Here is a 25564-nt window from a genome sequence, read left to right as displayed (position 1 = left end):
CCTGCGCTCGACGGCTGCGAGACTGGCGCCATGGACGGCCTGACGATCCGCGCCGCGCGACCCGAGGACTACGAGCGGCTCGGCGAGCTGACCGCCGACGCCTACCTCGACGACGGCCTGCTCGACTTCGGCGCGGAGGACCCCTACCTCGACGTGCTGCGCGACGTCCGCCACCGGGCCGCGCACGCCGACGTCATCGTGGCGGTGGGCGGCGACGGCACCGTGCTCGGGGGCGTGGCCTTCGTCGGCGGTCCCGGCCCCTTCGCCAACATCGCGGGCGACGGCGAGGCGGAGTTCCGCACGCTGGCCGTCGCGCCCGACGGTCGCGGCCGGGGCGTCGGGGGCGCCCTCGTACACGAGTGCCTCGACCGCGCCCGCGCCCTCGGGCGCGATCGAGTCGTGCTGTCGACGCAGCCGATGATGCACGCCGCGCACCGCCTCTACGAGCGGTTCGGCTTCGTGCGGGTGCCCGAGCGCGACTGGTCGCCGGTCCCGGGCACGGCGCTGCTCGTCTACGCGCTCGACCTCGAGCGCGCCTGAGCTGCGGCCCGCGAGCGGTCGATGAGGTCGCGCACGGCCGCGACGATCGTCGGGTCCAGCTCGACGTGCGACTCCATCAGGTCGAGCAGCGTCTGCGCGGCCAGCGCGTTGCGCTCGTAGCCCGGCACGAGGTCGGCGAGCGGGAGCAGGTCGGGCCCGAAGCGGCGCTCCACGCCCCGGTCGACGACGAACACGTCCTGCGCGGCGCCCGACCCGAGGCCGAGGTGGCCCAGCACGGTGACCCACCGGTCGACGGCATACCCCTGGATGAAGCGGGTCGCCGTCAGGCGCTCGCCGCGCAGGTCGCGGTGCAGCCCGACGTAGAGGTTCGTGATTGCCTCACCGACCTGGTGCTCGAACGAGTCCGGTTGCGGCACGGGCACTTTCGGCACCTCGAGGCCGGCAGGTGCGTCGGTGCGGCTCCAGTGGATCCGCCCCGGCGGGTAGCCGGCCGTGTCCATCTCCGCGACGGAGAAGACGGCGTACTCGGCGAAGAGGTCGCCCTCGAGCAGCGCCTTGCGGCCGGCTCCGCTGTTCTCGAACGACCACACGACCGGGTGGGCGGCCTCGAGCCAGTCGATGTCGGCGAGGTAGCGGTCACGCGCGGCCCGGTCGTCGACGACGACGAAGAAGTCGGCGTCGGAGTGCTCGTCGAGACGGTGCAGGTCGCGCCCGACCGAGCCGAGCCCGAGCAGGGCCACGGCGTCACCGCGCTCCTCGAGCACGGCTCCGAGGCGGTCGAGGAAGGCGAGCAGGCGCTGCGGGACCGTGGGTGCGGCTGGTGCAGGGACTGTGGGCGGGGTGGTGCTCGACGGCATACGTCGTCTCCTTGTCAGTCATGAGTGGAGTCGACGTTTCAGCCCGCCCGAGAGCTCGTCGGGGTCGCGACACCGGCAGCGTATGCCGGTGGGCGGCCCACGCGGAAGGGCCCCCGGCTCGCATCCAGAGGCATCGGGACGGCGTGTCGGAGCGATGGCCGTGGCAGGCTGGAACGGTGGCCGTGACCATCGACGACGTGCGCGGGGTGGCCGAGCAGCTGCCCCGTTCCTACGAGGTGCTCGTGCGTGACCGCGTGAAGTTCCGGGTCGGCAAGATCGTCTGGCTCGCGTTCTCCGCCGACGAGACCGAGATGGGCTTCGCCTTCCCGAAGGAGGAGCGCGACGTCCTCGTCGCGAGCGAGCCCGACGTGTTCCTCATGCCGCGTCGCTCCGACCTGCGGTTCAACTGGGTCGAGGTGCGGCTCGACGCGCTCGACGAGCCGCGCATGCGCGAGATCGTCGTCGACGCCTGGCGCATGGTCGTCCCCAGGAGCGTGGCGCTCGCGCAGGCCGACTGAAACAGTTGACGCGAAGGAGCCGCTGGTTCGCAAACGGCGGCCGACCCTCGACGCAAGGAGACCTCCATGAGCACCAGCCCCGCCGCGTCCGTGCTCACCGACCGCGAGCGGGCCGAGGTCGCGGCCGCCAATGCGGGTGGCCGGCAGCCCGTCGTCTTCGTGCACGGCCTGTGGCTGCTGCCGAGCAGCTGGGACGCGTGGCGCGCCCACTTCGAGTCGCTCGGCTACGCCACCCTCGCGCCGGGCTGGCCCGACGACCCCGAGACTGTCGAGGCTGCCCGAGCCCACCCGGAGGTCCTCGCCGGCAAGACGGTCGGCCAGGTCACCGACCACTTCGCCGACGTGATCCGCCTGCTGGATCGCGAGCCGATCGTCGTCGGCCACTCCTTCGGCGGGCTCATCACCCAGAAGCTCGCCGGACTCGGGCTCGCGCGCGCCGCCGTCGCGATCGACCCCGCGCCGTTCCGGGGCGTGCTGCCGCTGCCGCTCTCGGCGCTCCGGGCCAGTGCGCCGGTGCTCACCAACCCGGCCAACTACAACCGGGCGGTGTCGCTCACGTTCGACCAGTTCCGCTACGCGTTCGCCAACGCGGTGCCGGCGGGCGAGGCCGCCGACCTCTACCGCACGTATGTCGTTGCGGCGCCGGGCCGCCCGCTCTTCCAGGCGGCCACGGCGAACCTCAACCCGCGCACCGAGGCGTCCGTCGACGTCGCGCGCCCCGACCGCGGTCCGCTGCTCGTCATCAGCGGCGAGAAGGACCACATCGTGCCGTGGGCCGTCGCGCACGCGTCCTACGACCTGCAGCTGAAGAACCCGAGCCCGACCGAGATCACCGAGATCCCCGGCCGGGGCCACTCCCTCGTCGTCGACAGCGGCTGGCGGGAGGTCGCCGACACGGCAGCAGCCTTCCTCGCCAGGCACGGAGCCGGGCCGGACGCCGGGCCGGACGCCGGGCCCGACGCCGGGCCCGACGCCGGGCCCGACGCCGGGCCGTAGGCCCGGGGCGCGAGCTAGCCGATGCGGTAGGCAGTCGAGGTGCGTGGACCGCGCTCGGCCGCGCCACGCTCGATGCAGAACTCGTTGCCCTCGGGGTCGAGGAGGGTCACCCAGCCGGTGCCGTCGTCCTTGCGGTGGTCGCCCGTGACCGTCGCGCCGGCCGCGACCGCACGCTCGACGGCCTCGTCACGAGTGCCCTCGTCGGGTGCGACGTCGAGGTGCACCCGGTTCTTGGCCGTCTTGCCCTCGGGCACGGGGATGAAGAGCAGCCCCATGCCCGGGTTGGGGTAGGACGGGGCGACCACGACCTCCGGGTCGTCGTCGTAGTAGACGTTCCAGCCGAGCAGGCCCGCCCAGAAGGTCGCGAGCCCGCGAGAGTCGGCGCAGTCGAACGTGATGTTGTGGATCTCCAGTGCCATGGGCCGAGCGTCGTCCCGGCAGGTCCGCGCCGCAAGCGAACTCCGTATGCCGTGTGCTGGCGACCCGCAGGCTCCCCACCCGTCGAGCGCCGGCTCACGCGCGCGAGAGGTCGTGCGGTGGCAGGCTGGGAGCATGCCACCTGTGCCTGCGCTCTGTCCGAATGTGATCGACGGACTGTCGAAACAAGCAATATTGCGCATAGACTGCGCGTCGTGATGCGCGAAGCAGTGGTCGGGATCGACGTCGGCGGCACCCGGGTCAAGTCCGCCCTCGTGACCCCCGACGGTGAGATCCTCGCCGAGACCGTGACCCCGACCCCGTCCGAGGTCGGCCCTCAGCTCGGCGAGGTGGCGGCCAAGACCGTCATCGAGCTCACGGCCCGTGCCGGCGTCGCCGTCGAGGTGCTCGCCGTGGGCGTGGCCGTGCCCGGCCTCGTCGACGAGGTCGCCGGCATCGGCGTCTGGTCGGCCAACCTCGGCTGGCGCGACCTCGACCTTCGCGCCGGAGTGTCCGCGCACGTCGACGTACCTGTCGCGATCGGCCACGACGTACGGTCCGGCCTGCTGGCCGAGCATCGCCTCGGTGCCGCCCGCGACGCCGACAACGTGCTCTTCGTGCCCCTCGGCACCGGCCTGGCCAGCGCGGTCCTCTGCCGCGGCCGGCTCGTCAACGGCTCACTGTGGACCGGCGAGATCGGTCACGTCGTGGTCGACCCCGACGGTCCGCGCTGCGGGTGCGGCCAGCGCGGCTGCCTCGAGGCGCTGTCGAGCGCCGGTGCCATCGGTCGACGGTGGTCCGAGGCGACCGGCATCGTCGGCGACGCCGAGGAGGTGGCCCGTCGCGCGGACGCCGGCGAGCCCGAGGCCCGCCGCATCTGGCAGGAGGCCATCGACGCGCTCGCGATCATGGTCGCGCCCGTCGTCGCCGCGGCAGGCACCGAGCTCGTGCTCGTGGGCGGCGGCCTCGTGCACGCCGGCGACACCCTCCTCGAGCCACTGCGCGCCGCACTCACTGCTCGGCTGGGCGGCCGCGACGACGTGGCGGTCGAGGCCGCTGCGCTCGGCGACCGGGCCGGTTCGCTCGGTGCCGCGACCATCGCGCTCGACCTCGTCGGTCGATGATTCTCACCCTGACGCCAAGCCCGGCGCTCGACATCACGTATGCCGTCACCTCCGTCGCGCTCGGCGAGTCCCACCGCGTCGGCTCGGTCAGTGAGCGGGCCGGTGGCAAGGGGCTCAACGTAGCCGCGGTCCTCAGCGCGATGGGGCGCAAGGCCGTGGCCGTCGCTCCCGTCGGCGCGCTGGAGATCGAGCTGTTCGCGGCCGACCTCGACGCCCGGCGGGTGCCGCACCGCCTCGTCTCCTCGCCCCTGCCGACCCGACGCTCCGTCGCCGTCGTCGAGGCAGACGGTCGGGCAACGCTCTTGAACGAGCCGGGCACGGCTCAGTCGCAGCGCGTGTGGGAGCGCGTCGCCGACGAGATCGCGCAGCTGGCGCCCGACGCAGAGGTGCTCACCGTGTCGGGCAGCCTGCCTCCCGGAACCGATCCCGACTTCGTCCGCCGCGTCACCGTGCGCGCGCACGAGGCCGGACTGCGCGTCGTGCTGGACGTCACCGGCATCCACCTGACGCGTGCGCTCGGTGCGGGTCCCGACCTCGTCAAACCCAACCGGCTGGAGGCCGCGGTCACGCTCGCCGGTCTCGGTCGGGGCGAGGTCCCGTCGGTGCGCGGCGCCGCCCGCGCCCTCGTCACCGCCGGCGCCAGGTGCGCCGTCGTCAGCGACGGCACCGACGGGCTCGTCCTCGTCCACGACGACGTCTCCCTGCACGCGTACCTGCGTCGGCCCCTCTCCGGGAACCCGACGGGCGCCGGCGACGCCCTGACCGCGGCGCTGGCGGTCGAGCTCGCCGACCATGGGGCGGGCGGCCTGCCGCAGGGGCGCGACGAGTGGGCGGCGGCGCTGCGCCACGGCGTCGCGTGGTCGGCCGCAGCCGTGCTCCAACCCGTCGCCGGGTCCGTCGACCCGGCCGACGTCGACCGCCTGCTCCCCGCCGTCGAGATCGAGGAGATCCGCACGTGAGCCGTTCACCCCTGGCGCCCCTGCTGGCCGAGGCTTCGGGCGCACGCCGCGGGCTCGCGGCGTTCAACGTCATCCAGATCGAGCACGCCGAGGCGTATGCCGCCGCGGCCGAGCGCGTCGGCCTGCCGGTCGTCATGCAGATCTCGCAGAACTGCGTGCGCTACCACGGCTCGCTCGCCCCCATCGCGGCCGCGACGCTGGCGATCGCCGACGCGTGCACGCAGCCCGTCGTGGTGCACCTCGACCACGTCGAGGACGTCTCGCTCGTCGAGGAGGCTGCGCGCCTCGGTCTCACCTCGGTCATGTTCGACGGGTCGACACTGCCCGACGTCGAGAACCGTGGCGTCACCAGACGCGTCGTCGAACTGTGCCGGGTCGCGGGCATGAGCGTCGAGGCCGAGCTCGGCGAGGTCGGCGGCAAGGACGGCGTCCACGCGCCGGGCGTGCGCACCGACCCCGACGACGCCGCACGGTTCGTCGCCGACACCGGAGTCGACGCGCTCGCCGTGGCCGTCGGGTCGAGCCACGCGATGACCGACCGCACGGCCGAGCTGGACACGGATCTCATTGCGGCACTGCGGAGCTCGGTGCCCGTTCCTCTGGTGCTGCACGGCTCGTCGGGTGTGCCTGACGCCGGTCTCGTCGCGGCGGTGCGCGCAGGCATGACGAAGGTCAACATCGCGACACACCTCAACCAGGTGTTCACGCGGGCGATGACCGAGCGGCTCGAGCAGTGCCCGACGGTCGACACGCGCAAGTACCTCGGTGCCGCCCGCGACGCGGTGACCGACGAGGCAGCCCGCCTCATGGACCTCCTCGCGCTCCGCTGACCCGGCCTCCTCCGCCGCGATCGAGAGAGCGCTCAGTCACCCCACGGCGCGTACGGAGTGCTCTCTCGATCGAGAAAGCAGTCCGTCGGCCTTTCCGAGGCGGACGGACTGCCCTTTCGACTGGGGTGTCAGGTGAGGACGATGCTCCTCGTCAGGTTGCGGGGGGCGTCGGGGTCGAGGCCGGCGGCGTCGGCCTTGGCGAGGCAGAGCCGGTGGAGGCGCACAAGGTCGGCGAGCGGGTCGAGGTCGCGGTGCTCGAAGTGGGCCCCGGTCGCGCGCACCTGCTCGGGCAGCCCCTCCGGCACCTCGCCGAAGGCCCACACCGCGCGCCCGGGCGAGGCGATGCTGATCGGGCCGTGGCGGTACTCCATCGCGGGATAGGCCTCCGACCAGAACTGCGCCGACTCACGCAGCTTGAGCCCCGCCTCGTTGGCGATGCCGTTGGACCACCCGCGCCCGAGGAACGTCAGCTGCCCGGCCAGCAGGAGCGCGCCGTATGCCGTCTCGCCGTCCTCCGCGAGCACCGCGCGGGCCTGCTCGGCCACCGGTGCGAGGTCGTCGCCGAGTGAGGCGCGGAGCAGGGCGAGGGTGGTGGTCGCGAACCTCGTCTGCACGACCGAGCGCTCGTCGACGTCGTCCATGAGGATCGTCGCGTCGGACCGTTCCGCGACCGGGGTGCCGGCCGTGGCGACGAACGAGACGTGCGGGGTGCCGGCCGCGCGCAGCTGCTCGACGACCTCCATCACCTCGGTCGTCGTGCCGGAGCGGCTGATGAGCACGACGCGGTCGTAGCCGCGGGCGAGCCGGTGCTCCGAGGCGGCGTAGGCGTCGGTCAGGCCCTGGCCGAGCTCCTCGCGGCGGGCGGCGTACGCCTGGCCCATGAACCACGACGTGCCGCACCCGATCGTCGCAACCCGCTCGCCCGGACGGGGCAGGTGGCGGCCGACCTCGTCGAGGCGACCCGCGGCACGCTCCCAGTCGTCGGGCTGCGTGGCGATCTCCTGTGCGAGGTGCGTGGTCTGGGGCATCGTGGACTCCGAGGTCTCGAGGGTGAGGCGACCGAACCCGCCTCTGCTTGTGTTTGCTCGAAACACAGCCTAAACGCGCATAGACAGTCATGTCTATTGATCGTTCTGCGCGATATGGTCAGCGCGTGACCGAAGAGAGCGATCTCGCCCGCAACCGCGCCAGCCGCTGGTCGATCATGCTCGACCGCCTGGCCACCACCGGCCGCCTCGGCGTCGGCGAGGCCGCCGACCTGCTGGGCGTCAGCGAGGCGACCATTCGCCGCGACTTCTCCGAGCTGGCCAAGCGTCAGCTCGTCGCCCGCAACCACGGCGGCGTCGTCGCCACCTCGGTGGCCTACGAGCTGCCCTACCGCTACCGCAGCACCCGGTCCGACGACGACCGCGGCCGGGTCGCCGAGGCGGCCGCCGCCCTGGTGCGCACCGGCCAGGTGATCGGCCTCAACGGCGGCACCACGACCACGGCCACCGCGCGCGCCATCACCGCCCGCGAGGACCTCGCGAGCGAGGGCGAGATCACCATCGTCACGAACGCGCTCAACATCGCGACCGAGGCGGTGCTGCGCCCGCACGTGCAGTGCGTCTCGCTCGGTGGTGTCGCGCGCCCCGAGTCCTACGAGGTGACGGGCCCGCTCGCCACGCTCGTACTGCACCAGCTGTGGCTCGACGTCGCCATCGTCGGCGTCAACGGGCTCTCGGTGCGCGAGGGGGCGACGTGCCGGCACGAGGAGGAGGCAGCGATCATCCGCACGATGATCGAGCGTTCCAAGCAGGTCATCTGCGTCGCCACGGGCGACAAGCTCGGGGTGCGCACCTTCGCCTCCATCTGTCCCGCCGAGCGCATCGACCATCTCGTCACTACGGTGGGCGCAGACCGTGACGAGGTCGACGCACTGCGCGAGGCGGGCGTCGAGGTGCACGAGGTCTGAGCGGTCACACGGTGACTTGCGCGATTGTGATTGCCTGAGCCAAATTTCAGTCATCTTTGGTCTTGCGGGATGGCAAAGTGCCGATCTAAGTTGGGCGTCACCGTGTGAGGGAGTGGGCGTGAGCAGCTCGAAGCGCCGCCGACCCGCCGAGCACCCAGAGCAAGCGAACCAAGGAGAGACATGAGCTCGACGAAGAAGTCGGTGGTCCTCGCGGGGCTGGCCGTTGCAGGTCTCGCCCTCGGCGCGTGTGGCGGTGGCACCGGGGCCGGCAGCGCCGGCGGTGCAGGCGGTTCCACCGGCGGCAGCGGACAGGAGGCCAAGACGATCAAGATCGTCGCGGCCGAGTACTCCAAGGACCACACGAAGGCCTTCTGGGACGCGTTCGCCAAGACGTACAAGGAGAAGACGGGCTACACCCTCGATGTGCAGGTCGTCAGCTGGGACAACATCGACCAACAGTCCTCGACGATGATCCAGAACAACCAGGCCCCCGACATCCTCAACCTCAACGCGTACGCCAGCTACGCCAAGGACGGCCTGCTCTACGACTCCGACGCCGTGCTCCCCGCGAGCGTCAAGAGCGACATCCTCGACACCTTCGTCAAGTACGGCACCTACCAGGGCAAGTTCTACGGCTTCCCCGACCTGTCCTCCGCCCGCGCCTTCTTCTACAACAAGACGCTCTTCAAGCAGGCCGGCATCAACGAGCCGCCGAAGACGTGGGCCGACCTCGAGACCGACGCGAAGAAGATCGCCGCGACCGGCAACGTCGGCTACGCGCTTCCGCTCGGTCCCGAGGAGTCCCAGGGCGAGTTCTCCATGTGGCTGTTCAACAACGGTGGCACGTGGAAGGACGCCGACAAGTGGACGATCAACTCCGACAAGAACGTCGAGACGCTGACCTTCCTCAAGAAGCTCACCGACGAGAAGCTCACCCAGAACAACCCGGCCCGCACCAACCGCGCTGACGCCTTCGACCTCTTCAAGTCGGGCAAGGCCGGCATGGTCATCGGCTTCAGCCCGCTCGCCGCCGACCTCGACAAGGACAAGAAGGTCGACTACGGCGTCGCGCCGTTCCCGACCAACGACGGCTCCGAGAGCAAGACCTTCGGTGTCACCGACTACCTCATGGCCTTCAAGAAGCCGGGCAACGAGAAGGCGGTCAAGGCCTTCTACGAGCTCTACTACCAGCCCGACCAGGTCAACACGTTCATCAAGGCCGAGGGCTTCCTCCCGGTCACGAAGTCGGGCCTCCAGGCCTTCGCCGGCGACCCGAAGCTCAAGGTCTACCTCGACACCCTGCCCAACGCGCAGCTGACGCCCACCGACGACCCCACGTGGGACAAGATCAAGCTCGCGGTCCAGCAGAACCTCGGCGGCGCGATGAGCGGCGACCCGAAGGCCGTGCTCGACAAGCTGCAGCAGACCGCCGAGACCACGAAGTAACCGTCCGCTGAACGGCTGAGTCGCCTTGTCCGTCACGACATCCGGAGGTACGCCGCCCGCCACCAGGCGCCGGCGGCGTACCTCGGGCGTGGGCCGGGTCCACCCGCTCGTCGCGCTCCTGTGGCTCGCGCCGGCGCTCGCGCTCATCCTGGGCGTGGTGCTCTTCCCCGCGGTCAAGCTCTTCGACGCATCGCGCGGCGAGTACTCCATCACCGGCCTGCGCAAGGGTGACGCGGGGTGGCAGAACTACGCCAACGTGCTCGCCCACCCCGACCTCGGCACGGTGCTGCGCAACACGGTGGTCTGGGTCGTCGCGGTCGTGGCGATCACCATCGTGGTCAGCCTGGCGTTGGCGCAGTTCCTCGTGAAGAGCTTCCCCGGCCGCCGCTTCGTGCGGTGGGCGGTGATCGTGCCGTGGGCGGCCTCCCTCGTCATCACGAGCCAGCTGTTCGTGCTCCTCTACGACTACAACTACGGGATCATCAACCACGTCCTGCAGGGCGTCGGCCTCATCGACCAGCCGATCGACTTCCTCGGCAACGACAGCTGGACGATGTTCTCGATGGTCGTCGTCGGGGTCTTCGTGTCACTCCCGTTCACGATCTTCGTCTTCATCGCCGGCCTCGGCGCGATCCCCGACGACGTCATGGAGGCGGCCACCGTCGACGGCGCGAGCCCCTGGCAGCGCTACTGGAACATCACGCTCCCGCTGATGCGGCCGGCCCTGATGATCGCCACGGTGCTCAACGTCATCTACGTCTTCAACAGCTTCCCGATCGTCTACACGCTCAACGACCGCAACCCCGGCTACCTCCACGACACGACGATCACGTTCATGTACAAGCTGGCCTTCAAGAGCCAGGAGAAGGACGTCGGCATGTCGGCCGCGGCCGGCATCTTCAACGTCGTGCTGATCCTCGTCGTCGTCGCGATCTACCTCAAGATCATCAACTGGCGCGAGGAGACGAGCCGATGAGCACCACGACCGCGTCGGCGCCCACGAAGACGGGCAGCGTCGAGGCGCAGGGCAGACGCACGGCGCACGCCGCAGACCCCAAGCGGCGCAAGCGGGTCCTGATGGCTGCAGGCGGGGCGCTCGTGGCGTTCGTCTTCCTCGCGCCCTACCTCGTCATGGTGCTCGACTCGCTGCGCACGAGCAGCGACGTCAAGAGCACCCCACCGACGATCCTGCCGAAGGTGTGGCAGGGGGACACCTACGCGCAGGTGCTCGGCGACGAGCGGTTCCTCGCCTGGCTCAAGACCTCGCTCGTCGTCGCGACCGGCTCGACGGTCATCGTCGTGCTCGTCGCCATCCCGGCGGCGTTCATGACGGCGCGGCACCGTTTCCCGGGCCGCGGCGCGTTCCTGCTGCTCGTGCTCGTGACGCAGATGTTCGCCCCCACCTCGCTCGTCGTGGGCCTCTACCGCCAGTTCTTCGAGCTCAACATGATCAACACCTACGGCGCGCTCATCATCACGAACGCGGCGTTCAACCTCGCCTTCGCGATCTGGATCCTGCACGGCTTCTTCGCCTCGATCCCGACCGAGGTCGAGGAGGCCGCAGCGCTCGACGGGGCGTCTCGCTGGCAGGTGCTGCGCCGCGTCATGCTGCCACTCACCCTGCCGGGCCTCGTCACTGCGACGATCTTCACCTTCATCGCCGCGTGGAACGAGTACGTCGTCGCCCTCACCCTGATGATCGACGACGACCGCAAGCCGCTGACCGTCGGCATGCGCGCCTACATCACCGGCTACGAGCAGCACTGGGACCAGCTCTTCGCGGCCTCCGTCATCGCCGTCGTGCCGGTCGTCATCCTCTTCGCCGTCATCGAGAAGCACCTCGTCGGCGGCCTGACCGCGGGCAGCGTCAAGTAGACCCGGCCGGGTGGCCCAGGCTCAGTACTCGCCCTTGATGACGAAGTAGGAGCCGCGGATCGTGCCGGCCAGCCTGGACTTCTGACGCGCGAACTTGAAGTCGCCCAGCTCGTCGGGAACGTCCATGCCGTCCGAGAGCTTGAACCCGACGGCCCGTTTGCCGCCCTCGGCGAGCGTGTAGAGGACGTTCACCGAGAGGCCGGACTCGTAGAAGACGTAGGACCAGCGGACGCCGTCGACCTCGAACTCGGTGGCCTCGAGCGCCGGGGACGCGATGACGATGCCACGCTCCTGCTCGAGGATCCTGCTCACGTACGCCACGACATCGGTCGCCTCGTCGGCGGGCTGGACGCTGAACGTGTGGGAGTACTTGTGCGAGAAGTAGCGGGCCTCGTTGGCCCGCAGACCGGCCAGCGACTCCGCCACCGGCGACGACTCGAGACCGACCGTCGAGACCTCCGTGAAGTCGACGTCGTACGCCATGACCACCTCCTGCTCGCAGGGCACCTGGGCCAAGGCTAACGGCGTGGGGCGGGGACGCCGAGCGCCGGTGCGGCGGCGCTACTACGCGTCAGACCCAGCCGGGTGGGGCGGGCACGACGATGCCGATGACGTGGCTCAGCCCGGCGGGACTGTCGATGCGGACGACCGGGTGGTCCGCCGCCTGCCTGGCCAGCACGGTGCACTCGTCGCCCCGGCACCACCGTGGCTGCACCCCGCCGGTCTCCTGGCGGACGGCCATGAACATCGTGCTGGCCATGAGCCGGCCGTCGCGCGTGTTCCTGACGGCCGGGTCCTGGTACACGACGACTCGCGTCGCGGCCTGTCCGCGCTCCGGCGCGGTCGCCTCCTCGGCGATGGCGTCGTACTGGACGCGCGTGGCCTGGTGGGCGCCGATGTCGGCGCGCCACGAGAGCACCCCGGCGACGGCGAGGACGGCGAGCAGCAGGGCAGGTACGCGTTCGGCGACCTGCGCGCGTACGCCCCGGTCTTTCGCCTGTCGGCGATGGAGCAGCAGGAAGGCGACCGGCAGGACGGCGACGAGCCAGGTCCACAGCTGGCCGCGGGCCTCGGTGACGGTGCCGGTGACGAGGGTCTGGGCCGCGTCGAGGCCGGACGCGACGACGAAGGCGACGAGGAGGCGCTGGAGGCGGGCCCGCACCGGGGTCTCGCGCCACCCGAGCACCGCCGCCACGAGCCCCACGAGCGCGACCCACCACTGGGCGGCCCAGAGGCCCCCGACCGACTCGAACCAGCGTCCCGCGTTGACCCGGAGGGCGTCGAGGGAGGTGAGCGGGTTGGCGTTGCGCCAGGACGCCATCTCGATGCCGAAGTGCTGGTTGAAGATCCAGTTGAGCGTGTACGCGACGGCGACCCCGGCGGCGAAGGAGCCGACCCAGCCGGCGGTGACGCCGAGGACGCGGCGCCATGGGGAGTCGCGGAGGAACACGACGGCGAAGACGAGCAGCACGACCCCGATCGGCGGGTAGCTGAGCACCGCTGCGACACCGCTCAGCAGCAGCCAGAGCGCCATCCTCGGGCGGGAGGCGGCCGCCCGGGGCAGCAGCCACATCGCCGCCGCACCCACGAGGACCGACGGGGTCAGCGCACCCGGCCAGTAGAGCAGCTGCACCCACACGCACGAGGCGTAGAGCGCGAGGCCGAGCAGGGCGTCGACCACGGGACCGGGTCGCACTCCCGACCGGTGGAGCACCCGCCACATTCCCGCGACGAGCACGGCGTAGCCGGCGGCATACGTGAGGGCTGCGGTCGTGGGGGTGCCGTGCTGGCCGACGAGCCACCACCAGCCGGTGTTCAGCCAGCGCCCCTCGCTGATGTTGTAGTAGCGCGGGGGCGCCACGTTCGGCTGGTCGTCGGGCAGCAGGAAGGTCCAGTCGTCCTGCCGGATGAACGGCGTGACCGCCTGCGCCACCCCCTGGGTGACGAGGAACGCGACCGCGATGACCGCAGGCATGAGGAGACGGTGCTGCGGCACGGAGCTCACCGAGGGCAGCAGGCGGGCCCGCCGGTGTGCGGGAGCGAGCGTCTGCGTCATGGTCGGCCTGGGTCGTGAGGGTCGGGTCGGTCGCGGGATTCGGCCCGCGGGTCTATTGGACCCTAGGTACCCAGCCGACGTCGAAACGCCAACGTCGGCCGGTAGGTTGACCACGTCGACATCCTCGCCCTGCAGGGAGGCACGGTGAAGCTCCTCCTCACGTCCGCGGGCGTCAAGAACCCGAGCATCGAGACGGCGCTCGTCGGTCTCCTCGGCAAACCGATCGCTGAGTCCACCGCCCTGTGCATCCCGACCGCGCAGTACGCCCACCCGTGGGTCGGTCCCGGTGAGAAGCCGTGGCAGTTCATCAGCGGCCGCTCCGACGGGATGGTCGGCCTGGGGTGGAAGTCCATGGGCGTTCTCGAGCTCACCGCGCTGCCGAGCATCGACCAGGACCTCTGGGTGCCGAAGGTCCGCGAGGCCGACGCCCTGCTCGTCGCCGGCGGCGACGTGCTCTACCTGTCCCACTGGATGCGCGAGTCCGGGCTGGCCGACCTGCTGCCGACGCTCGACACCGTCTGGGTCGGGCTCAGCGCCGGCAGCATGGTGATGACCCCTCGGGTCGGCGACGACTTCGTCCAGTGGCGGCCGCCGACCGGCGGCGACGAGACCCTGGGCCTCGTCGACTTCTTCATCTGCCCCCACGTCAACGGTGACGACGTGCCGGGCAACACCCGGGCCGAGGCGGAGCAGTGGGCGGCCGGCATCGAGGGCCCGGCGTATGCCGTCGACGACGACACCGCCTTCGTGGTCGTCGACGGGCAGCTCGAGATCGTGTCGGAGGGGCGCTGGACGCTGATCCACGAGTAGCCGAAATCCCTTGCGACGAGGGGGCGCCCGCGGCCTAGGGTGGGCGCATGACGACGGTCAGGCAGTTCCAGGTCACGTTCGACTGCGCCGAGCCGGAGCGCGTCGCGCTCTTCTGGTGCCAGGTGCTGGGCTACGTCGTCCCGCCACCCCCGCCCGGCTTCGAGTCGTGGGAGGAGTTCGAGGCCACGCTCCCGTCGGAGGCCCAGGGCGGGGCGTACGCGTGCGTCGACCCCGAGGGCGTCGGACCCCGGCTGTTCTTCCAGCGCGTGCCCGAGGGCAAGGTCGTCAAGAACCGGGTGCACCTCGACGTGCGCGTCGGCACCGGTCTGGTCGGTGACGAGCGGGTGGCCGTGCTCGAGGCCGAGTGCGCGCGGCTGGAGGCGCTCGGCGCCTCACGCCAGCGGCTGCTCCTCGCCGACGGCGTCAACGAGTCGTGCCTCGTGATGCAGGACGTCGAGGGCAACGAGTTCTGTCTGGACTGAGTTGCCGGTGCGCATTCAGAAGTCGTGCGCACACGCGGCTGTCCGGAGCCGGGGCACCGGACAGCTCTGACCGGGAGCGCGCACGCTGTGCGCCGCCCGCGCCGCTCAGGCCGCTCAGGCGTGTCCGCTGAGCTGGCCGAGCCGGTCGGCGAGGGCGTCGACCATGGCACCGGCCTGCTTGGCCGGGAGCGCGGACTTGCGGTCGCCGCCCTGGGTCGACACCGGCAGCACGTCGATCGAGAGCTTCGCGCCGCCCGCCAGGGCCCGCAGGGCGTCGACCTTGTCGCCGAACGGTGAGCCGCTGCCCGGCGAGTAGTAGTGCACGACCTCGTCGATGTCGTCGGGGTAGAGGTCGGTCTTGGTCACCGCGATGACGAGCCAGATGGGCTTGTGACGGCGCACGGCCATGGAGGCGATCCGGTGCGACGTGATGGCCCAGTCCTCGAGCTCGGCGGCGAGCTGCTCCTCGCGGCTCGCCGTCGCCGTGCCCGTCGTGCCCGCAGCCCGCCGTGGTGTCGCGTAGCCGTTGGCGACCACGTGGATCACCCCGTCGACCGGCTCGTCGTGGAACACCTCATCGAGGGCGCCGAGGCGGGTGGCCGCGTTGTCGCCCGGCACCACGAGGAACCGGAAGCCGTGCAGCCGCGGCGAGCGGCGGGTGCGACGCTCCATCACGGCCGAGCCCACAGGGGCCACGCCGTCGGCGGAGCTGCGGCGGGTGAGGCGGTCGACGAGCTGGCTCTTGCCCACCCCTGTCATGCCGGTGACCGCCACCATGGGGAAGCGGTGCCGGAACAGGTGGCCGATCCGCTCGGGCGCCGACGCGAGAGCGGTGAGGACGCCACCGGCGATGGTCGCCCCCAGGGCAGTGCGACTGGAGGTCGGCAGGATCTCCCGGATGCGGGACGGGCTGTGAGACACGGAGCCTCCTCGACGTGCGATCAGGTGCCGGATGGCCCCTAGAGCCTACGTTCAGTCCGTCGGTGTTCGCGCAGCCGTGCTCCATCGAGGTCGCGACGCCGTCGGTCAGGTCGTGGGCGTCCTGCGCGTCGAGAACGCGCTCTGCCCAGCGGCACGAAGTCGACCCGGTCGATGATCGCGGCTGCCTTGCGGTCGTCGGGGCGGTCAGCCCGAGGGTCGGCCCTGTCATCCGGTTCGCCCGGTATTACTACCTTTGTCCGGTTTCGGGTAGTACCGCCTGTCGTGTGTGCTGGGCGCGGCACACCACCGGGGTGCGCCTGGCAAGACCAGCAAGGGGCACACATGCGAAAGACGACCCAGGGACTGTTGCGCGGAACGGCCGTTCTCGCCGCCGGCGCCCTCCTCGGCCTCAGCCTGTCGGGCGTCGCCACCGCCAAGGGCGGCGAGCCCGGCGACGACGGCACCGGCGGCACGACGACCAGCGCGACCGGCAGCGCGACCGGCAGCTCTACCGGCAGCGCGACCGGCAGCTCGGGCGGCAACTACGCCGTGACCGTGAACGGGACGACCTATGACCCGGCACCCGGCAGGGACGCCAAGGCGCAGGGCACCGTGCGGGGCGTCGTGAAGGTCACCGGCGTGCACACCACCTTCACCATCGACCCGGCCACGCTCGGCGTCTACGACTACACCCTGACCGGTGCACCGGCCCCCGACCGGATGGTCACGAGCCCGACCGTGGTCTTCAAGAGCAAGGTGCCGACCCTGACCTCCGCGCAGCTCGCCGGCCCGGTGCTGGAGCTGCAGGTCCGCGACGACACTCTCGTGGCCCTGTTCCGCACCGCCGGCGGCAAGCTCAAGGTCCAGGCGAAGGACGCCCCGCAGGGTGGCATCTTCCAGATGGAGCCGGAGTTCGCGAACAAAGTCACCCTGACGCACACGCTCGGCCCGACGCTCTTCTACTTCGTGAACCCGTTCACCGGCAAGGTCAACTTCGGCAACGGGACCGACGCGGTCTCCGCAGCCCAGAGCAGCACCGGCTACCACCAGATGCTGCTCGGCAAGGACAGCCCGCAGGTGGCGACGAAGACCTCGCAGACCGGCTCGGTCACGACGTGGTCGGTTGCCTCGGGCGGCCGGATGGGCGGCGTTCTCGGCGAGGACGCGATCGAGCTGAGCCAGGGGGCGACGAGCTGCACGCAGAGCTGCCAGGCGCAGAACCAGATCCGCGGCTCGCTCCCCGTGCCACCCGACCCGACCAACCCCACGCCCATCGGCGGCTGACCACCGAGGGGGTGCGGGAAGGCCGCCCGAGTCCACGGACTCGGGCGGCCTTCTCACTGCAGGGGGAAGGGCGACTGGGACCACCACGGTTGAGCATCGACGCCGACCCGGTCTACCCACTTGACCCACCAGAAGCCGCGGCGTCCAGGTGCGACCAGTCGGACGGGGCCGCCGTGACCGGCTGAGAGCGGCTCGCCACCCATCTGCGTGGCGAGGACCAGGTTCGCGGCATCCTCGGCCGGGAAGCGCCGGGTGTAGCCCGTCACCGAGTGCACGACGATCGACCCGCTGCCGAGCGGCCCGAGCAACGCGTCGAGCCGCACCCCACGCCACGTCTGCTCGGACCACCAGCCGCCGGTGCAGTCGATGACCGCCGCCCGGGTCGTGCCGGCCATCGCCTGCAGCTCGCCGTAGGAGATCCGCCGCGTCGGCTGGTCCGGACGCTCGACGTGCAGGCCGTAGGCGGCCGGGTCGACCTCCGGCACGGCATCGGTGAACCACTGCGTGACCGGCAGCGCGGAGGGTGTGCCGGACCCGACCTCGTACGAGCCGGTCTCGCGACGTCGCCCGCCGGGCAGCCCCGTCACCGAGGTCAGCGACGACAGGGCTGCGTACGCCAGGGCAGCCGTGCCGCCGAATGCCAACGCCTTCAAGGCTGTCCGCCGGGAAAGGTCGCTCACGCGTACGCGTTGGGGGCGACGGAGGACGTGGCCCACCCCGAGCGGGACGGCCACGACCGCGAACGCGACGTGCGCGGCGAGCGCGCTGACGCCTGCGACTCGCGCCGGGCCGAACGTGGAGTGCACGATGCCCGCCAGCAGGCTGGCCGTGAGCGCCAGCGCGAACACGACTGCGACGGTGTGCCGCCGGCGACGGCGGAGTCCGCGTCGGACGATCACGCTCTTCCACGGTGCGAGCACGGCGATGCCGAGACCCAGCGCGCCGTGCACCACGCTCGCCGCGCGGGACCCGGACGGCACGCCGACGCCGAAGCACACCCAGCCGGTCACGAACGAACCGGCCAGGAGCACCAGGAGCGCGAGGTTGGTCCCCCGGCCCGGCCGCGACGCGACGACCACCACCCTCCCAGTGTGCTCCCGGGCGCCGGCGCGACGACGGCCCCACGGCGTCAGCGCGCCATCCGACGACGGGCGAGGGTAAGGAGACGGTCGAGTCGTCCAGGTGCGGGTTCCGCACGGCCTGACCTGCGAAGGGACCGTCATGAGTCGTGACCGCTCACGAGTCTCGGCGCCGGGCTGATGGCGGCGGGTGCGGGCTTCGGGGTGGTCGGCGTGCTGCTCGTCACGTTGCCTGCGTTGAGCACGCCGTCCATCGTCATGGTCGCGCGTACCTTCACGTGGCGTGTGACGGCGGCCGTGACCGCGGTGGTCGTCGCCGGTGGCGTCGCAGCGGGGGCGCTGCGCCTGGCCCTGCCGGTGGCCCGACCTCCCCGCACGGCCCCTGGGGGGCGTGACCGCGTCGGTCAGTCGTCCATGGCCTCGATGCCGAGCTCGGCCAGCTCGCCCATGCGGCTGCGGATGTGCGCCACGATCTCGGGTGAGGGCGGGTCCCAGCCGGTGATCTCCTCGAGGACCCGCAGCGACTCGGTGGTGCGGTAGGAGCGGGTGGGGTTGCCGGGGAAGCGCTTGTCGGTGACGTTCGGGTCGTCCTCCAGCGGACCGAGCGGCTCGACCCGGTAGACGCGGGCCGGGCCGTCACCGCGAGCGAGCTCGGCGGCGAGCGGCGCGCCCTCGCGCGTCGCCGTCACGTAGATGTGCTTCGACTGGCGGCCGGAACCGTAGTTGGAGCGCCACCCGGGGCTGAGCAGGTCGCCGGGACGCACGTCGGCCCTGGTGCCGTGGAAGAACGGCCCGGTGTCGTCGACGACGCGCGGCGCCGGCCGCGGGTCCCGCAGGAGGCTGTCGAGCCGAGCCATGAGGACGGAGACGCGCGTGCGCCCCTTCGGCACGCGCGGGTAGCGCGAGAGCACGTCGAGGACGACGGGGGTCGCTCGACCGGCCGCGGCGGTGACGACGTACTCGGCGACGACGGGGTCGTCGCCGCGAGCGAGCTCGGCAGCCCGCGCGGCGTGCGCGGCGGGGCCGAGGATGTGGCGCACCTGGGTCGCCTTGGCCAGGGGGTAGAGGTATGCCGCGGCCGCCGCGTCACCGGCGGCGGTCGCTGCGTGCCGGGCGGCTTCGGAGGCCGCCTCCTTGGCGGCGCGGTGGGCGTCGGTGGCGGTCGTGCGCTGGAGGTTCGAGCGCGGCGCCCCCTCGGCGAAGGCTCGCGCCGCCTCGAGCGCCGCCTCGGGGCGCGGGTCGTCGGGGTGGTCCCTCTGGAAGAGCACGATCATCGGCTCGGCGCACGCGACGGCATACGCCGCGACGGCACGCAGCTCGTCCATCGACAGCTCGAAGTCGCCGGTACTCGTCTGCATCATCCCAATCTGACACACTTCGTCCCGTCGCTCCCCAGAACTCCTTCCCCCAAGGACGAGGCAGTTTTCGTGGTTCTAGCACCAAGGTCGCATTGCCTCTGGTATAGGCGCGCGGGAATGGTGGGTATGTCCCGGGAGCGGGAGGGCACCCCAAGCGTGGTTTCACAAGGAGAGTCATGAAGAAGTTCGCGGCAATCGGAGTGTCAACGATCGCGGTCGTGGTCCTGGGTGCTGGTGTCGCCACGGCCAGCGGCGGTGGCAGCTCGTCCGGCTCGACGGGCACGTGGCCCACCTCCATGCCCCTGCCCACCAACCCGGGGCGACTCGTCTCGCAGAGCTCGACCACGGCCGTCGTCCGCTCGACCGACAGCGTGGCCACCGTCCAGGGCAAGCTCGACAGCACGTACGCGGCCAAGGGCTGCACCCGCAAGCTGGCCGTGAACCTGCCGCGTGACTACCTCTGCCGCAACGCCGCGACGGGCAAGACGGACGAGGTGTACTTCACGTTCGCCGCGCTCGACCCGACGGCCAGCGACCCCTCGCGCTCACAGACGAACGGCTTCTACCTCAAGGGCTGACCGGCGGCGAGGGCCGGCCGTCCAGGCCCGAGGCGTCCTGGCGGCCGGTGAGGAGCCGGTTGGGCGTGTGCCACAGCACCTCGCGCAGCCACCGGTCGCCGAGTCCCCAGTCGCTGAGCACCTCGAGCTGGTGGCTGTAGGGATAGGGGATCGACGGAAAGTCGGTGCCGAGAACGACCTTGCCTTCGAGGTCCGCCATGAGCGCCGGATAGTCGGCCGGGACCGGTGCGATGCGTTCCATGTAGATAGTGCCCACCATCGTGGTGTCCAGGTAGACGTTCGGGTGTCGCGCCGCGAGCCCGGCGAACTCGCGGTAGTCGGGCAGACCGGCGTGCGCGATGACCAGCACCAGGGCCGGAAACCGCCTGACGAGCTCGCGGATCGGTTCGGGTCCCGTGTGCCTGCCGCGGTGAGGTCCGTGGCCGCAGTGGATGACGACGGGTGCGCGGGAGGCCGCGATGAGGCCCCATGCCGCGTCGAGCGCGGGGTCCAGGGGTGAGAACTCGCCGACCTGGACGTGCACCTTGAACACCCTGGCGCCGCTGCCCAGGGCCTCGGCGACCATCGTGGTGACCCCGGGCTCGGGGAAGAACGTGGCGGAGTGGATGGCGTCGTCGTGGTCCGCGGCGAAGGTGGCGGAGAAGTCGTTCAGCCAGCGGGACATACCGGGGCGGTGGGCGTAGTTCAGCGACGTGAACGCCCTCACCCCGAGGCCACGCAGCACGGCAACCCGGTCCTCGACGTCCTGCCGGTAGGTGATCGGCCAGGGTGGGTCACCTCGTTCGGCGACCTGGTCGAAGAACCCCCACACCTTCTGCTGGACGCTCTCGGGCATGAAGTGGACGTGCAGGTCGACGAGACCGGGCAGTCCCAGCGACGCGACCCAGCCGGGCACGTCGGCATCCGATGACGGTCCGGACCCGGTCATCCACGCTCCCTTCCCCGCGCCAGTCTGCCTCGTTCACCTCCGCCGGGCCGGCTCACTCCGCGCGGAGGGTGTTCTCCCCCGGCGAGAGCTGGACGGTGCGGCCGCCGAGGACGACCGCCGTTCCACCGTCCTCCTCGAGGCCCGCACGGAAGTGGACCGCGCCGTCGGGGTCGACGCCGGCGATCTCGGCGGAGGCCCAGTCGAGCCGGCGGCCGGCCACCTCGAGCCCGAGCGGCAGGATGTGCCCGGAGCGCGCCGGCACCACCAGCGTCGAACCGGCAGCGATCGGAGTCCCGTCCAGGGCGACGGTCACGGTGGCCGCGACGCCCGACGTGTTGATCAGGTGCAGGGCGCGCTGCCCGTCGTCGGTGCTCGTCGTCGTCGCGAACACGCCGGGCCACTGCGTCTCGAGCCGCAGCCCGGGGGCGACGCCCAGGCTCGACAGCGCCCGGTCGAAGAGCACCTCGTCGGACGGCACCTGCGCGGCGAGCACGATGGCGCGCCCCTCGCCCAGCGGCACGTCGACGCCGCACACCGCACCGTAGACGTCGGTCAGCACGACGTCGCCCCGCTCGTGCGTGAGGTGCTGCACCCAGCCGGCGCGCATCTCGGGCCACGGCTCGGCCCAGCCGTGCGCCACGAGCGACGGGTAGTAGTGGCCGGTGTCGCGCACGACCTCGCCCGGTCGGATGCCCAGCGCGTCGGCGAGCAGCGTGCACGGCGTGCCGTCGAGGTCGCGGTCGGGCACCTTGCCGAGCAGCACGACGTTGCCGCCGGACGTCACGTGACCGACGAGCCGCTCCTGCACGACCCGGGACACGTAGCGTCCTGTCCCGACCATCACCGTCGACCCCTGGGCGGGGTCGCGGCGCTCGAGATGCACTGCGCCGTAACGGAACCCACCGAGCAGCAGCGACCGGGCGAGAGCCTTGCGCTCACCGGCCCCGCGGTGCGAGGTGAGGTCGTCGACGACCTCGGTCATGGTCTCGGAGCCGGGGTGGTGGTACTCCGTCATGTAGGCGTCGAGCACGAGTCCCAGCGACACGTCGTCGTGGTCCTCGTCCATGCGCGCCAGCCACGGCTCGTTCGCCTTGACCGCGTGGATGCTGCGCGCCGTGGCCCCGTACGCGTAGCCGCGCTGGCCCTCCGGGCCGACGGGGGCCGCCGTGCCGTGCCGCTCACCGGTGAACGAGATGCGGTCGTTGCCGTCGTCGACCCGCTCGTCGAGCGGCGGGTTGATGCCGCCGGCGAAGAGGTAGTAGTTGACGAGCCGGTTGCCCTGGGCGAGGCAGAGTCGCGTCTTGAGGTCCACGGTCGACGGGTCGTACTGCATCTCCGCCCCCGCGCCGTAGTCGCCCGAGCCGGCCTCGAACTCCAGCGACGTCAGCGGCTGGTCGTCGTCGTGCACCGCAGCCATGTAGGCGTTCATGACGTAGAGGTCGGTCATCGTGTTGAGTGTGGCCTCGCCGAGGTAGTGGTCCGACCCGGAGACCATGCCCGGGATGCCGGAGTAGGTGTCGACGAGCTGGCTGATGCCGATCGGGAACGGCGCGCCGTTGCCGCCCTCGGTGCCGTGGATGTTGACGAAGAACGGCACGCCGCCGACGCCGCGCTCCTCGCACATCCGGCGCAGCGTGGCGACGTACTCCGCGAACCTGCGTCGCATGAAGAGCCCGAGGTCGAGGCGCAGCGCCCCGGCCCACTCCTCCTTCGGGGAGCGCACGGCGTGCGCCCAGCCGTCCTCACCCGGCGCGACGGCATACGGGTGGGCGTCGCCGTGGCGCTCGAGCACGAAGTCACCGAAGGACTCGACGAGCCCGTCGGTGAGGTCGGGCGAGTTCGTCACCCACGCGAGCATGCCCACCTCGTTGTCGAGCTGGACGCCGATGACCGGCCCGCCGGCGGGCTGCAGCCGGGGCGCCAGGACCGGCATGATCGCGTCGAACCACCGGCCGCACTCGCGCAGGAAGGCCGGCGCGAGGTAGTCGACGGTGCGCGACGAGACGGGCTCGCCGTCCCAGCCGACGGGCACGACCTCCGGGTGGTCGCGGTAGACGCTGAACGGGATGCCCTCGTTCTTGAGCTCGGCCATGATGAAGGGCCCCGGGCGCGCGATGAAGCGCAGGCCCTTCTCGGCGGCGAGGTCGATGAACGCGCCGACGTCGCGCTCGGGTCGCGTCTGCCCGGTGACGTCCAGCGAGCCGTCGGGCAGCTCGTGGAAGATCCACGGGACGTAGGAGGCGACGGTGTCGCAGCCGGCCTCGACGAGCAGGTCGAGGCGCTGGCCCCACTCCGCCCGCGCGACGCGGAAGTAGTGCACCTCGCCCGACATGACGATGCGGGGCTCGCCGTCGATGCGGATCTGGCGTCGGGTGGTCTCGATCATGAGTCGGTCCTCACGGTGATGCTGGTGGACTGGAGTCGGGCGGAGTCGGGGCCGGTGAGCAGGACGATCTCGCCCTCGTCGACGCGCGCACAGAGGTCACGGCCGGCGTACGCGAACTGTTCGGCGCGCACGTCGAAGGTGACGTCGCGCGCCTGGCCCGGTGCGAGGTCGACGAGGGCCCAGTCGGTGAGCTCGACGAGGGGGCGGGTGACCTGCGCCACCGGGTCACGGAAGTACAGCTGGACGACCTCGCGGCAGGGCCGCTCGCCGGTGTTCGTGACGGTGACGGTCACGGTGACGGACCCGTCGCGGGCGACGGTCGGCGACGAGACGACGGGAGCGCCGTACTCGACGGTGGTGTACGAGAGGCCGAAGCCGAAGGGGAGCCGGGCGTAGGTGAGCGCGTCGAGGTAGCGGCCCTCGTCGAGGTCGACGTCGGCGCGGATCAGCCGGCCGGTCGGTCGCTGGTGCGTGCTCGTGGGGATGTGCCCGGTGGTCAGCGGGAACGTCATCGGCAGTCGTCCGTGCGGCTCGACCTCGCCGAACAGCACTGAGGCGAGGGCGTTTCCGGCTTCGACCCCGGGGTGCCACACGACGACGACGGCGTCGGAGAGGTCGAGCACCTCCGACAGGTCGAGCGGTCGGCCGGTGTAGACGACGGCGACGACGGGCTTGCCCAGCCCGGCGACCGCGCGCAGCACGTCGAGCTGCCCGTGCGGCAGCCGGATGTCGGTGACGGAGTTCGCCTCGCCCGAGCGGGACGGGTGCTCGCCCAGCAGCAGCACGGTCCGGTCGGCCCGCCGAGCCTGCTGGAGCGTGCGGTCGGAGAAGCGACCGTCGGAGACGTCGAGCCGGTCGCCCAGGCGCTCGCGGAGGGCGCTGGCCGGAGTGACGACGTCCTCGCCCCGGCCGTCGAGGGTCCACGTGCCGAGCAGCGCCTCACCCTCGTCGACGAACGGGCCGCTGAGCAGCACCTTCCCCGTGCCCGTGCCCGTGCCCGTGCCCGCGTCTGCATGAGGGTCGAGCGGCAGCACACCGGCGTTCTTCACGAGCACGTGGGCAGCCCGGGCTGCCCGCAGCGCGACGGCGCGCGTCTCGGGAGTGGGCGCGTTCGCGGCACCCGGGCGGGCGGCATACGGCCGCTCGAAGAGGCCGAGGCGGAACTTGAGGCGCAGCACCCGACGCACCGCGTCGTCGACGAGCGCGAGGTCGACCTCGCCCGACTCGACGAGATCCTCGAGGTGGGCGAGGTAGGCGCCGCTGACCATGTCGAGGTCCACGCCGGCCCGGATGGCCAGCGCGGCCGCCTCGCGGTCGTCGGCGGCGACGCCCTGGAAGACGATCTGCCCGATGCCGTTCCAGTCGGCCACGACGACGCCGTCAAAGCCCCACTCGCCCTTGAGCACCTCGCGGATCAGGTGCTCGTGCGCGTGCATCGGGGTGCCGTCGACGTCGTTGAACGCCGCCATGACGGTGTGGACGCCGGCGTCGACCGCTGCCTTGAACGGCCGCAGGTGCAGGTTGCGCAGCGTGTTCTCGCCGACGCTGACCGTGTCGTAGTCTCGCCCGCCTGCGGCGAGGCCGTAGCCGGCGAAGTGCTTGGCGCACGCGGCGATCCGGTCGGCGTCGCTGGGGTCGTCGCCCTGGAACCCGCGCACGATGGAGGCGGCCAGGCGCCCGGAGAGCACCGGTGTCTCGCCGAGCGACTCGGCGACGCGACCCCAGCGCGGCTCCTCGGAGATGTCGACCATGGGGGTGAACGTCCACGCGACGCCGTCGACCGCGGCCTCCCGGGCCGCGATCTCACCGACTGCCTCCGCGACATCGGTGTCGAACGACGCCGCGAGCCCGAGCGGGATCGGCGCGACGGTGCGGTGGCCGTGGATGACGTCGCGGCCGAAGAGGATCGGGATGCCGAGGCGGCTGCCCTCGACGGCATGACGCTGCGCGGCGTCGATGTTGCCGACGAGCACACCCTCGTCGCGCTCGTTGCCGCCCGTGGCACCGGACGCGTAGAGGCTCGAGCTCAGCCGGCCGGCCCGGATCGCCTCCGCGTCCGCGTCGGGGTCGATGTTCGCGACCTGGTGGGTCTGGCCCACCTTCTCGGCGAGGGTCATCCGGGCCATGAGCAGGTCGACGCGCTCCTCGACGGGCAGCGTGGCATCGAGCCACGGCCGCGAAGGCGTGGCACTGGAGTCGGTCATG

At 71.6% G+C, this 25564-nt stretch carries 25 protein-coding genes; 14 read left to right on the top strand and 11 right to left on the bottom strand.

Features of this window, described 5'->3' with window-relative positions:
• Nucleotides 1–30: 30 nt before the first annotated feature.
• Nucleotides 31–540, top strand: a complete 510-nt coding sequence (locus ACFQ2V_RS16035) for a GNAT family N-acetyltransferase (protein WP_386053855.1) — start codon at nt 31–33, stop codon at nt 538–540.
• Here ACFQ2V_RS16035 and ACFQ2V_RS16030 read toward each other — a convergent pair.
• Entirely contained in the window at nt 513–1358 is an 846-nt protein-coding gene (locus ACFQ2V_RS16030) for a hypothetical protein (protein WP_386053854.1), read from the bottom strand. The genes ACFQ2V_RS16035 and ACFQ2V_RS16030 overlap by 28 nt on opposite strands.
• 176 nt (nt 1359–1534) lie before the next feature.
• On the opposite strand from ACFQ2V_RS16030, the gene ACFQ2V_RS16025 reads away from it, so the two are divergent.
• Both ACFQ2V_RS16025 and ACFQ2V_RS16020 read left to right on the top strand, forming a co-directional pair.
• Nucleotides 1535–1876, top strand: a complete 342-nt coding sequence (locus ACFQ2V_RS16025; protein WP_386053853.1) for an MmcQ/YjbR family DNA-binding protein — start codon at nt 1535–1537, stop codon at nt 1874–1876.
• A gap of 66 nt (nt 1877–1942) precedes the next feature.
• On the top strand, nt 1943–2872 hold the full coding sequence (locus ACFQ2V_RS16020; protein ID WP_386053852.1) for an alpha/beta hydrolase: 930 nt from the start codon (nt 1943–1945) through the stop codon (nt 2870–2872).
• A 14-nt stretch (nt 2873–2886) separates the two neighbouring features.
• On the opposite strand, the gene ACFQ2V_RS16015 is transcribed toward ACFQ2V_RS16020, so the two are convergent.
• Nucleotides 2887–3291, bottom strand: coding sequence for a VOC family protein (locus ACFQ2V_RS16015; protein WP_386053851.1), 405 nt, complete (start codon nt 3289–3291; stop codon nt 2887–2889).
• Between the two features lie 216 nt (nt 3292–3507).
• On the opposite strand from ACFQ2V_RS16015, the gene ACFQ2V_RS16010 reads away from it, so the two are divergent.
• Genes ACFQ2V_RS16010 through ACFQ2V_RS16000 form a run of 3 tightly spaced genes read left to right on the top strand, consistent with a single transcriptional unit; the run spans nt 3508 to nt 6202 of the window.
• Nucleotides 3508–4413, top strand: a complete 906-nt coding sequence (locus tag ACFQ2V_RS16010; RefSeq protein ID WP_386053869.1) for an ROK family protein — start codon at nt 3508–3510, stop codon at nt 4411–4413.
• Nucleotides 4410–5372, top strand: a complete 963-nt coding sequence (locus ACFQ2V_RS16005; RefSeq protein WP_386053850.1) for a 1-phosphofructokinase family hexose kinase — start codon at nt 4410–4412, stop codon at nt 5370–5372. Before ACFQ2V_RS16010 ends, ACFQ2V_RS16005 begins: the two co-directional genes overlap by 4 nt.
• Nucleotides 5369–6202, top strand: a complete 834-nt coding sequence (locus ACFQ2V_RS16000) for a class II fructose-bisphosphate aldolase (protein WP_386053849.1) — start codon at nt 5369–5371, stop codon at nt 6200–6202. Before ACFQ2V_RS16005 ends, ACFQ2V_RS16000 begins: the two co-directional genes overlap by 4 nt.
• Nucleotides 6203–6330: 128 nt before the next feature.
• Here the strand turns inward: ACFQ2V_RS16000 and ACFQ2V_RS15995 are convergent, their stop codons facing one another.
• Entirely contained in the window at nt 6331–7230 is a 900-nt protein-coding gene (locus ACFQ2V_RS15995; protein ID WP_386053848.1) for an SIS domain-containing protein, read from the bottom strand.
• Nucleotides 7231–7355: 125 nt separating this feature from the next.
• Here ACFQ2V_RS15995 and ACFQ2V_RS15990 point away from each other — a divergent pair, with 125 nt between their 5' ends.
• The 4 genes from ACFQ2V_RS15990 (at nt 7356) to ACFQ2V_RS15975 (ending at nt 11477) form a co-directional block, all read left to right on the top strand.
• The gene (locus ACFQ2V_RS15990) at nt 7356–8156 is read left to right on the top strand and encodes a DeoR/GlpR family DNA-binding transcription regulator (protein ID WP_386053847.1); all 801 of its coding nucleotides are present in this window, start codon (nt 7356–7358) and stop codon (nt 8154–8156) included.
• A gap of 180 nt (nt 8157–8336) precedes the next feature.
• Nucleotides 8337–9602, top strand: a complete 1266-nt coding sequence (locus ACFQ2V_RS15985) for an extracellular solute-binding protein (RefSeq protein ID WP_386053846.1) — start codon at nt 8337–8339, stop codon at nt 9600–9602.
• A gap of 25 nt (nt 9603–9627) precedes the next feature.
• Nucleotides 9628–10578, top strand: coding sequence for a carbohydrate ABC transporter permease (locus ACFQ2V_RS15980; RefSeq protein ID WP_386053845.1), 951 nt, complete (start codon nt 9628–9630; stop codon nt 10576–10578).
• Nucleotides 10575–11477 carry a carbohydrate ABC transporter permease gene (locus ACFQ2V_RS15975; protein ID WP_386053844.1) on the top strand — a complete coding sequence of 301 codons (903 nt, stop codon included), beginning with the start codon at nt 10575–10577 and terminating at the stop codon, nt 11475–11477. Before ACFQ2V_RS15980 ends, ACFQ2V_RS15975 begins: the two co-directional genes overlap by 4 nt.
• 21 nt (nt 11478–11498) lie before the next feature.
• Here the strand turns inward: ACFQ2V_RS15975 and ACFQ2V_RS15970 are convergent, their stop codons facing one another.
• Both ACFQ2V_RS15970 and ACFQ2V_RS15965 read right to left on the bottom strand, forming a co-directional pair.
• Nucleotides 11499–11960, bottom strand: a complete 462-nt coding sequence (locus ACFQ2V_RS15970) for a phage tail protein (protein WP_386053843.1) — start codon at nt 11958–11960, stop codon at nt 11499–11501.
• Nucleotides 11961–12048: 88 nt separating this feature from the next.
• Entirely contained in the window at nt 12049–13452 is a 1404-nt protein-coding gene (locus ACFQ2V_RS15965) for a hypothetical protein (RefSeq protein ID WP_386053842.1), read from the bottom strand.
• A gap of 225 nt (nt 13453–13677) precedes the next feature.
• Here ACFQ2V_RS15965 and ACFQ2V_RS15960 point away from each other — a divergent pair, with 225 nt between their 5' ends.
• Together ACFQ2V_RS15960 and ACFQ2V_RS15955 are read left to right on the top strand one after the other, a co-directional pair.
• Entirely contained in the window at nt 13678–14343 is a 666-nt protein-coding gene (locus ACFQ2V_RS15960; RefSeq protein WP_386053841.1) for a Type 1 glutamine amidotransferase-like domain-containing protein, read from the top strand.
• 47 nt (nt 14344–14390) lie between these two features.
• Complete coding sequence (locus ACFQ2V_RS15955; protein WP_386053840.1) at nt 14391–14825, top strand: VOC family protein; 435 nt, start codon at nt 14391–14393, stop codon at nt 14823–14825.
• A gap of 114 nt (nt 14826–14939) precedes the next feature.
• Here the strand turns inward: ACFQ2V_RS15955 and ACFQ2V_RS15950 are convergent, their stop codons facing one another.
• Nucleotides 14940–15746 (bottom strand): hypothetical protein, encoded by an 807-nt coding sequence (locus tag ACFQ2V_RS15950; RefSeq protein WP_386053839.1) that lies wholly within the window; start codon nt 15744–15746, stop codon nt 14940–14942.
• A 342-nt stretch (nt 15747–16088) separates the two neighbouring features.
• Between ACFQ2V_RS15950 and ACFQ2V_RS15945 the strand changes: the two genes are divergently transcribed.
• Nucleotides 16089–17030 (top strand): hypothetical protein, encoded by a 942-nt coding sequence (locus tag ACFQ2V_RS15945; protein ID WP_386053838.1) that lies wholly within the window; start codon nt 16089–16091, stop codon nt 17028–17030.
• A 53-nt stretch (nt 17031–17083) separates the two neighbouring features.
• On the opposite strand, the gene ACFQ2V_RS15940 is transcribed toward ACFQ2V_RS15945, so the two are convergent.
• Nucleotides 17084–18112: a molybdopterin-dependent oxidoreductase gene (locus ACFQ2V_RS15940; RefSeq protein ID WP_386053837.1), complete on the bottom strand. Its 1029-nt coding sequence runs from the start codon at nt 18110–18112 to the stop codon at nt 17084–17086.
• A gap of 401 nt (nt 18113–18513) precedes the next feature.
• The gene (gene arr / locus ACFQ2V_RS15935; protein WP_386053836.1) at nt 18514–19467 is read right to left on the bottom strand and encodes an NAD(+)--rifampin ADP-ribosyltransferase; all 954 of its coding nucleotides are present in this window, start codon (nt 19465–19467) and stop codon (nt 18514–18516) included.
• 176 nt (nt 19468–19643) lie between these two features.
• Between arr and ACFQ2V_RS15930 the strand changes: the two genes are divergently transcribed.
• Nucleotides 19644–20045 (top strand): hypothetical protein, encoded by a 402-nt coding sequence (locus tag ACFQ2V_RS15930; protein ID WP_386053835.1) that lies wholly within the window; start codon nt 19644–19646, stop codon nt 20043–20045.
• On the opposite strand, the gene ACFQ2V_RS15925 is transcribed toward ACFQ2V_RS15930, so the two are convergent.
• From ACFQ2V_RS15925 to ACFQ2V_RS15915, 3 genes are read right to left on the bottom strand one after another with little or no spacing between them, the layout of a single operon-like run.
• Nucleotides 20035–20973, bottom strand: coding sequence for an amidohydrolase family protein (locus ACFQ2V_RS15925; protein ID WP_386053834.1), 939 nt, complete (start codon nt 20971–20973; stop codon nt 20035–20037). The genes ACFQ2V_RS15930 and ACFQ2V_RS15925 overlap by 11 nt on opposite strands.
• Nucleotides 20974–21025: 52 nt before the next feature.
• A complete protein-coding gene (locus ACFQ2V_RS15920; RefSeq protein WP_386053833.1) occupies nt 21026–23359 on the bottom strand; it encodes a beta-galactosidase in 2334 nt (777 codons plus the stop codon).
• The gene (locus tag ACFQ2V_RS15915; protein WP_386053832.1) at nt 23356–25563 is read right to left on the bottom strand and encodes a glycoside hydrolase family 3 N-terminal domain-containing protein; all 2208 of its coding nucleotides are present in this window, start codon (nt 25561–25563) and stop codon (nt 23356–23358) included. Before ACFQ2V_RS15915 ends, ACFQ2V_RS15920 begins: the two co-directional genes overlap by 4 nt.
• Between the last annotated feature and the right edge of the window lies 1 nt (nt 25564).

This window comes from Terrabacter terrigena (assembly GCF_042676085.1).
In the GTDB taxonomy this organism is placed as follows: Bacteria; Actinomycetota; Actinomycetes; order Actinomycetales; family Dermatophilaceae; genus Terrabacter; species Terrabacter terrigena.
Note: the sequence above shows the minus strand (reverse complement) of the source record. Positions and strands in the feature narration are given on the sequence as shown.

Excerpts from the sequence above, each read along its gene's own strand:
- ACFQ2V_RS16035 (WP_386053855.1), top strand. The coding sequence starts at position 31 with ATGGACGGCCTGACGATCCGCGCCGCGCGACCCGAGGACTACGAGCGG.
- ACFQ2V_RS16030 (WP_386053854.1), bottom strand. The coding sequence starts at position 1,358 with ATGCCGTCGAGCACCACCCCGCCCACAGTCCCTGCACCAGCCGCACCC.
- ACFQ2V_RS16020 (WP_386053852.1), top strand. The coding sequence starts at position 1,943 with ATGAGCACCAGCCCCGCCGCGTCCGTGCTCACCGACCGCGAGCGGGCC.
- ACFQ2V_RS16015 (WP_386053851.1), bottom strand. The coding sequence starts at position 3,291 with ATGGCACTGGAGATCCACAACATCACGTTCGACTGCGCCGACTCTCGC.
- ACFQ2V_RS16010 (WP_386053869.1), top strand. The coding sequence starts at position 3,508 with ATGCGCGAAGCAGTGGTCGGGATCGACGTCGGCGGCACCCGGGTCAAG.
- ACFQ2V_RS16005 (WP_386053850.1), top strand. The coding sequence starts at position 4,410 with ATGATTCTCACCCTGACGCCAAGCCCGGCGCTCGACATCACGTATGCC.
- ACFQ2V_RS15995 (WP_386053848.1), bottom strand. The coding sequence starts at position 7,230 with ATGCCCCAGACCACGCACCTCGCACAGGAGATCGCCACGCAGCCCGAC.
- ACFQ2V_RS15985 (WP_386053846.1), top strand. The coding sequence starts at position 8,337 with ATGAGCTCGACGAAGAAGTCGGTGGTCCTCGCGGGGCTGGCCGTTGCA.
- ACFQ2V_RS15975 (WP_386053844.1), top strand. The coding sequence starts at position 10,575 with ATGAGCACCACGACCGCGTCGGCGCCCACGAAGACGGGCAGCGTCGAG.
- ACFQ2V_RS15970 (WP_386053843.1), bottom strand. The coding sequence starts at position 11,960 with ATGGCGTACGACGTCGACTTCACGGAGGTCTCGACGGTCGGTCTCGAG.
- ACFQ2V_RS15965 (WP_386053842.1), bottom strand. The coding sequence starts at position 13,452 with ATGCCTGCGGTCATCGCGGTCGCGTTCCTCGTCACCCAGGGGGTGGCG.
- ACFQ2V_RS15955 (WP_386053840.1), top strand. The coding sequence starts at position 14,391 with ATGACGACGGTCAGGCAGTTCCAGGTCACGTTCGACTGCGCCGAGCCG.
- ACFQ2V_RS15945 (WP_386053838.1), top strand. The coding sequence starts at position 16,089 with ATGCGAAAGACGACCCAGGGACTGTTGCGCGGAACGGCCGTTCTCGCC.
- arr (WP_386053836.1), bottom strand. The coding sequence starts at position 19,467 with ATGCAGACGAGTACCGGCGACTTCGAGCTGTCGATGGACGAGCTGCGT.
- ACFQ2V_RS15930 (WP_386053835.1), top strand. The coding sequence starts at position 19,644 with ATGAAGAAGTTCGCGGCAATCGGAGTGTCAACGATCGCGGTCGTGGTC.
- ACFQ2V_RS15925 (WP_386053834.1), bottom strand. The coding sequence starts at position 20,973 with ATGACCGGGTCCGGACCGTCATCGGATGCCGACGTGCCCGGCTGGGTC.
- ACFQ2V_RS15920 (WP_386053833.1), bottom strand. The coding sequence starts at position 23,359 with ATGATCGAGACCACCCGACGCCAGATCCGCATCGACGGCGAGCCCCGC.
- ACFQ2V_RS15915 (WP_386053832.1), bottom strand. The coding sequence starts at position 25,563 with ATGACCGACTCCAGTGCCACGCCTTCGCGGCCGTGGCTCGATGCCACG.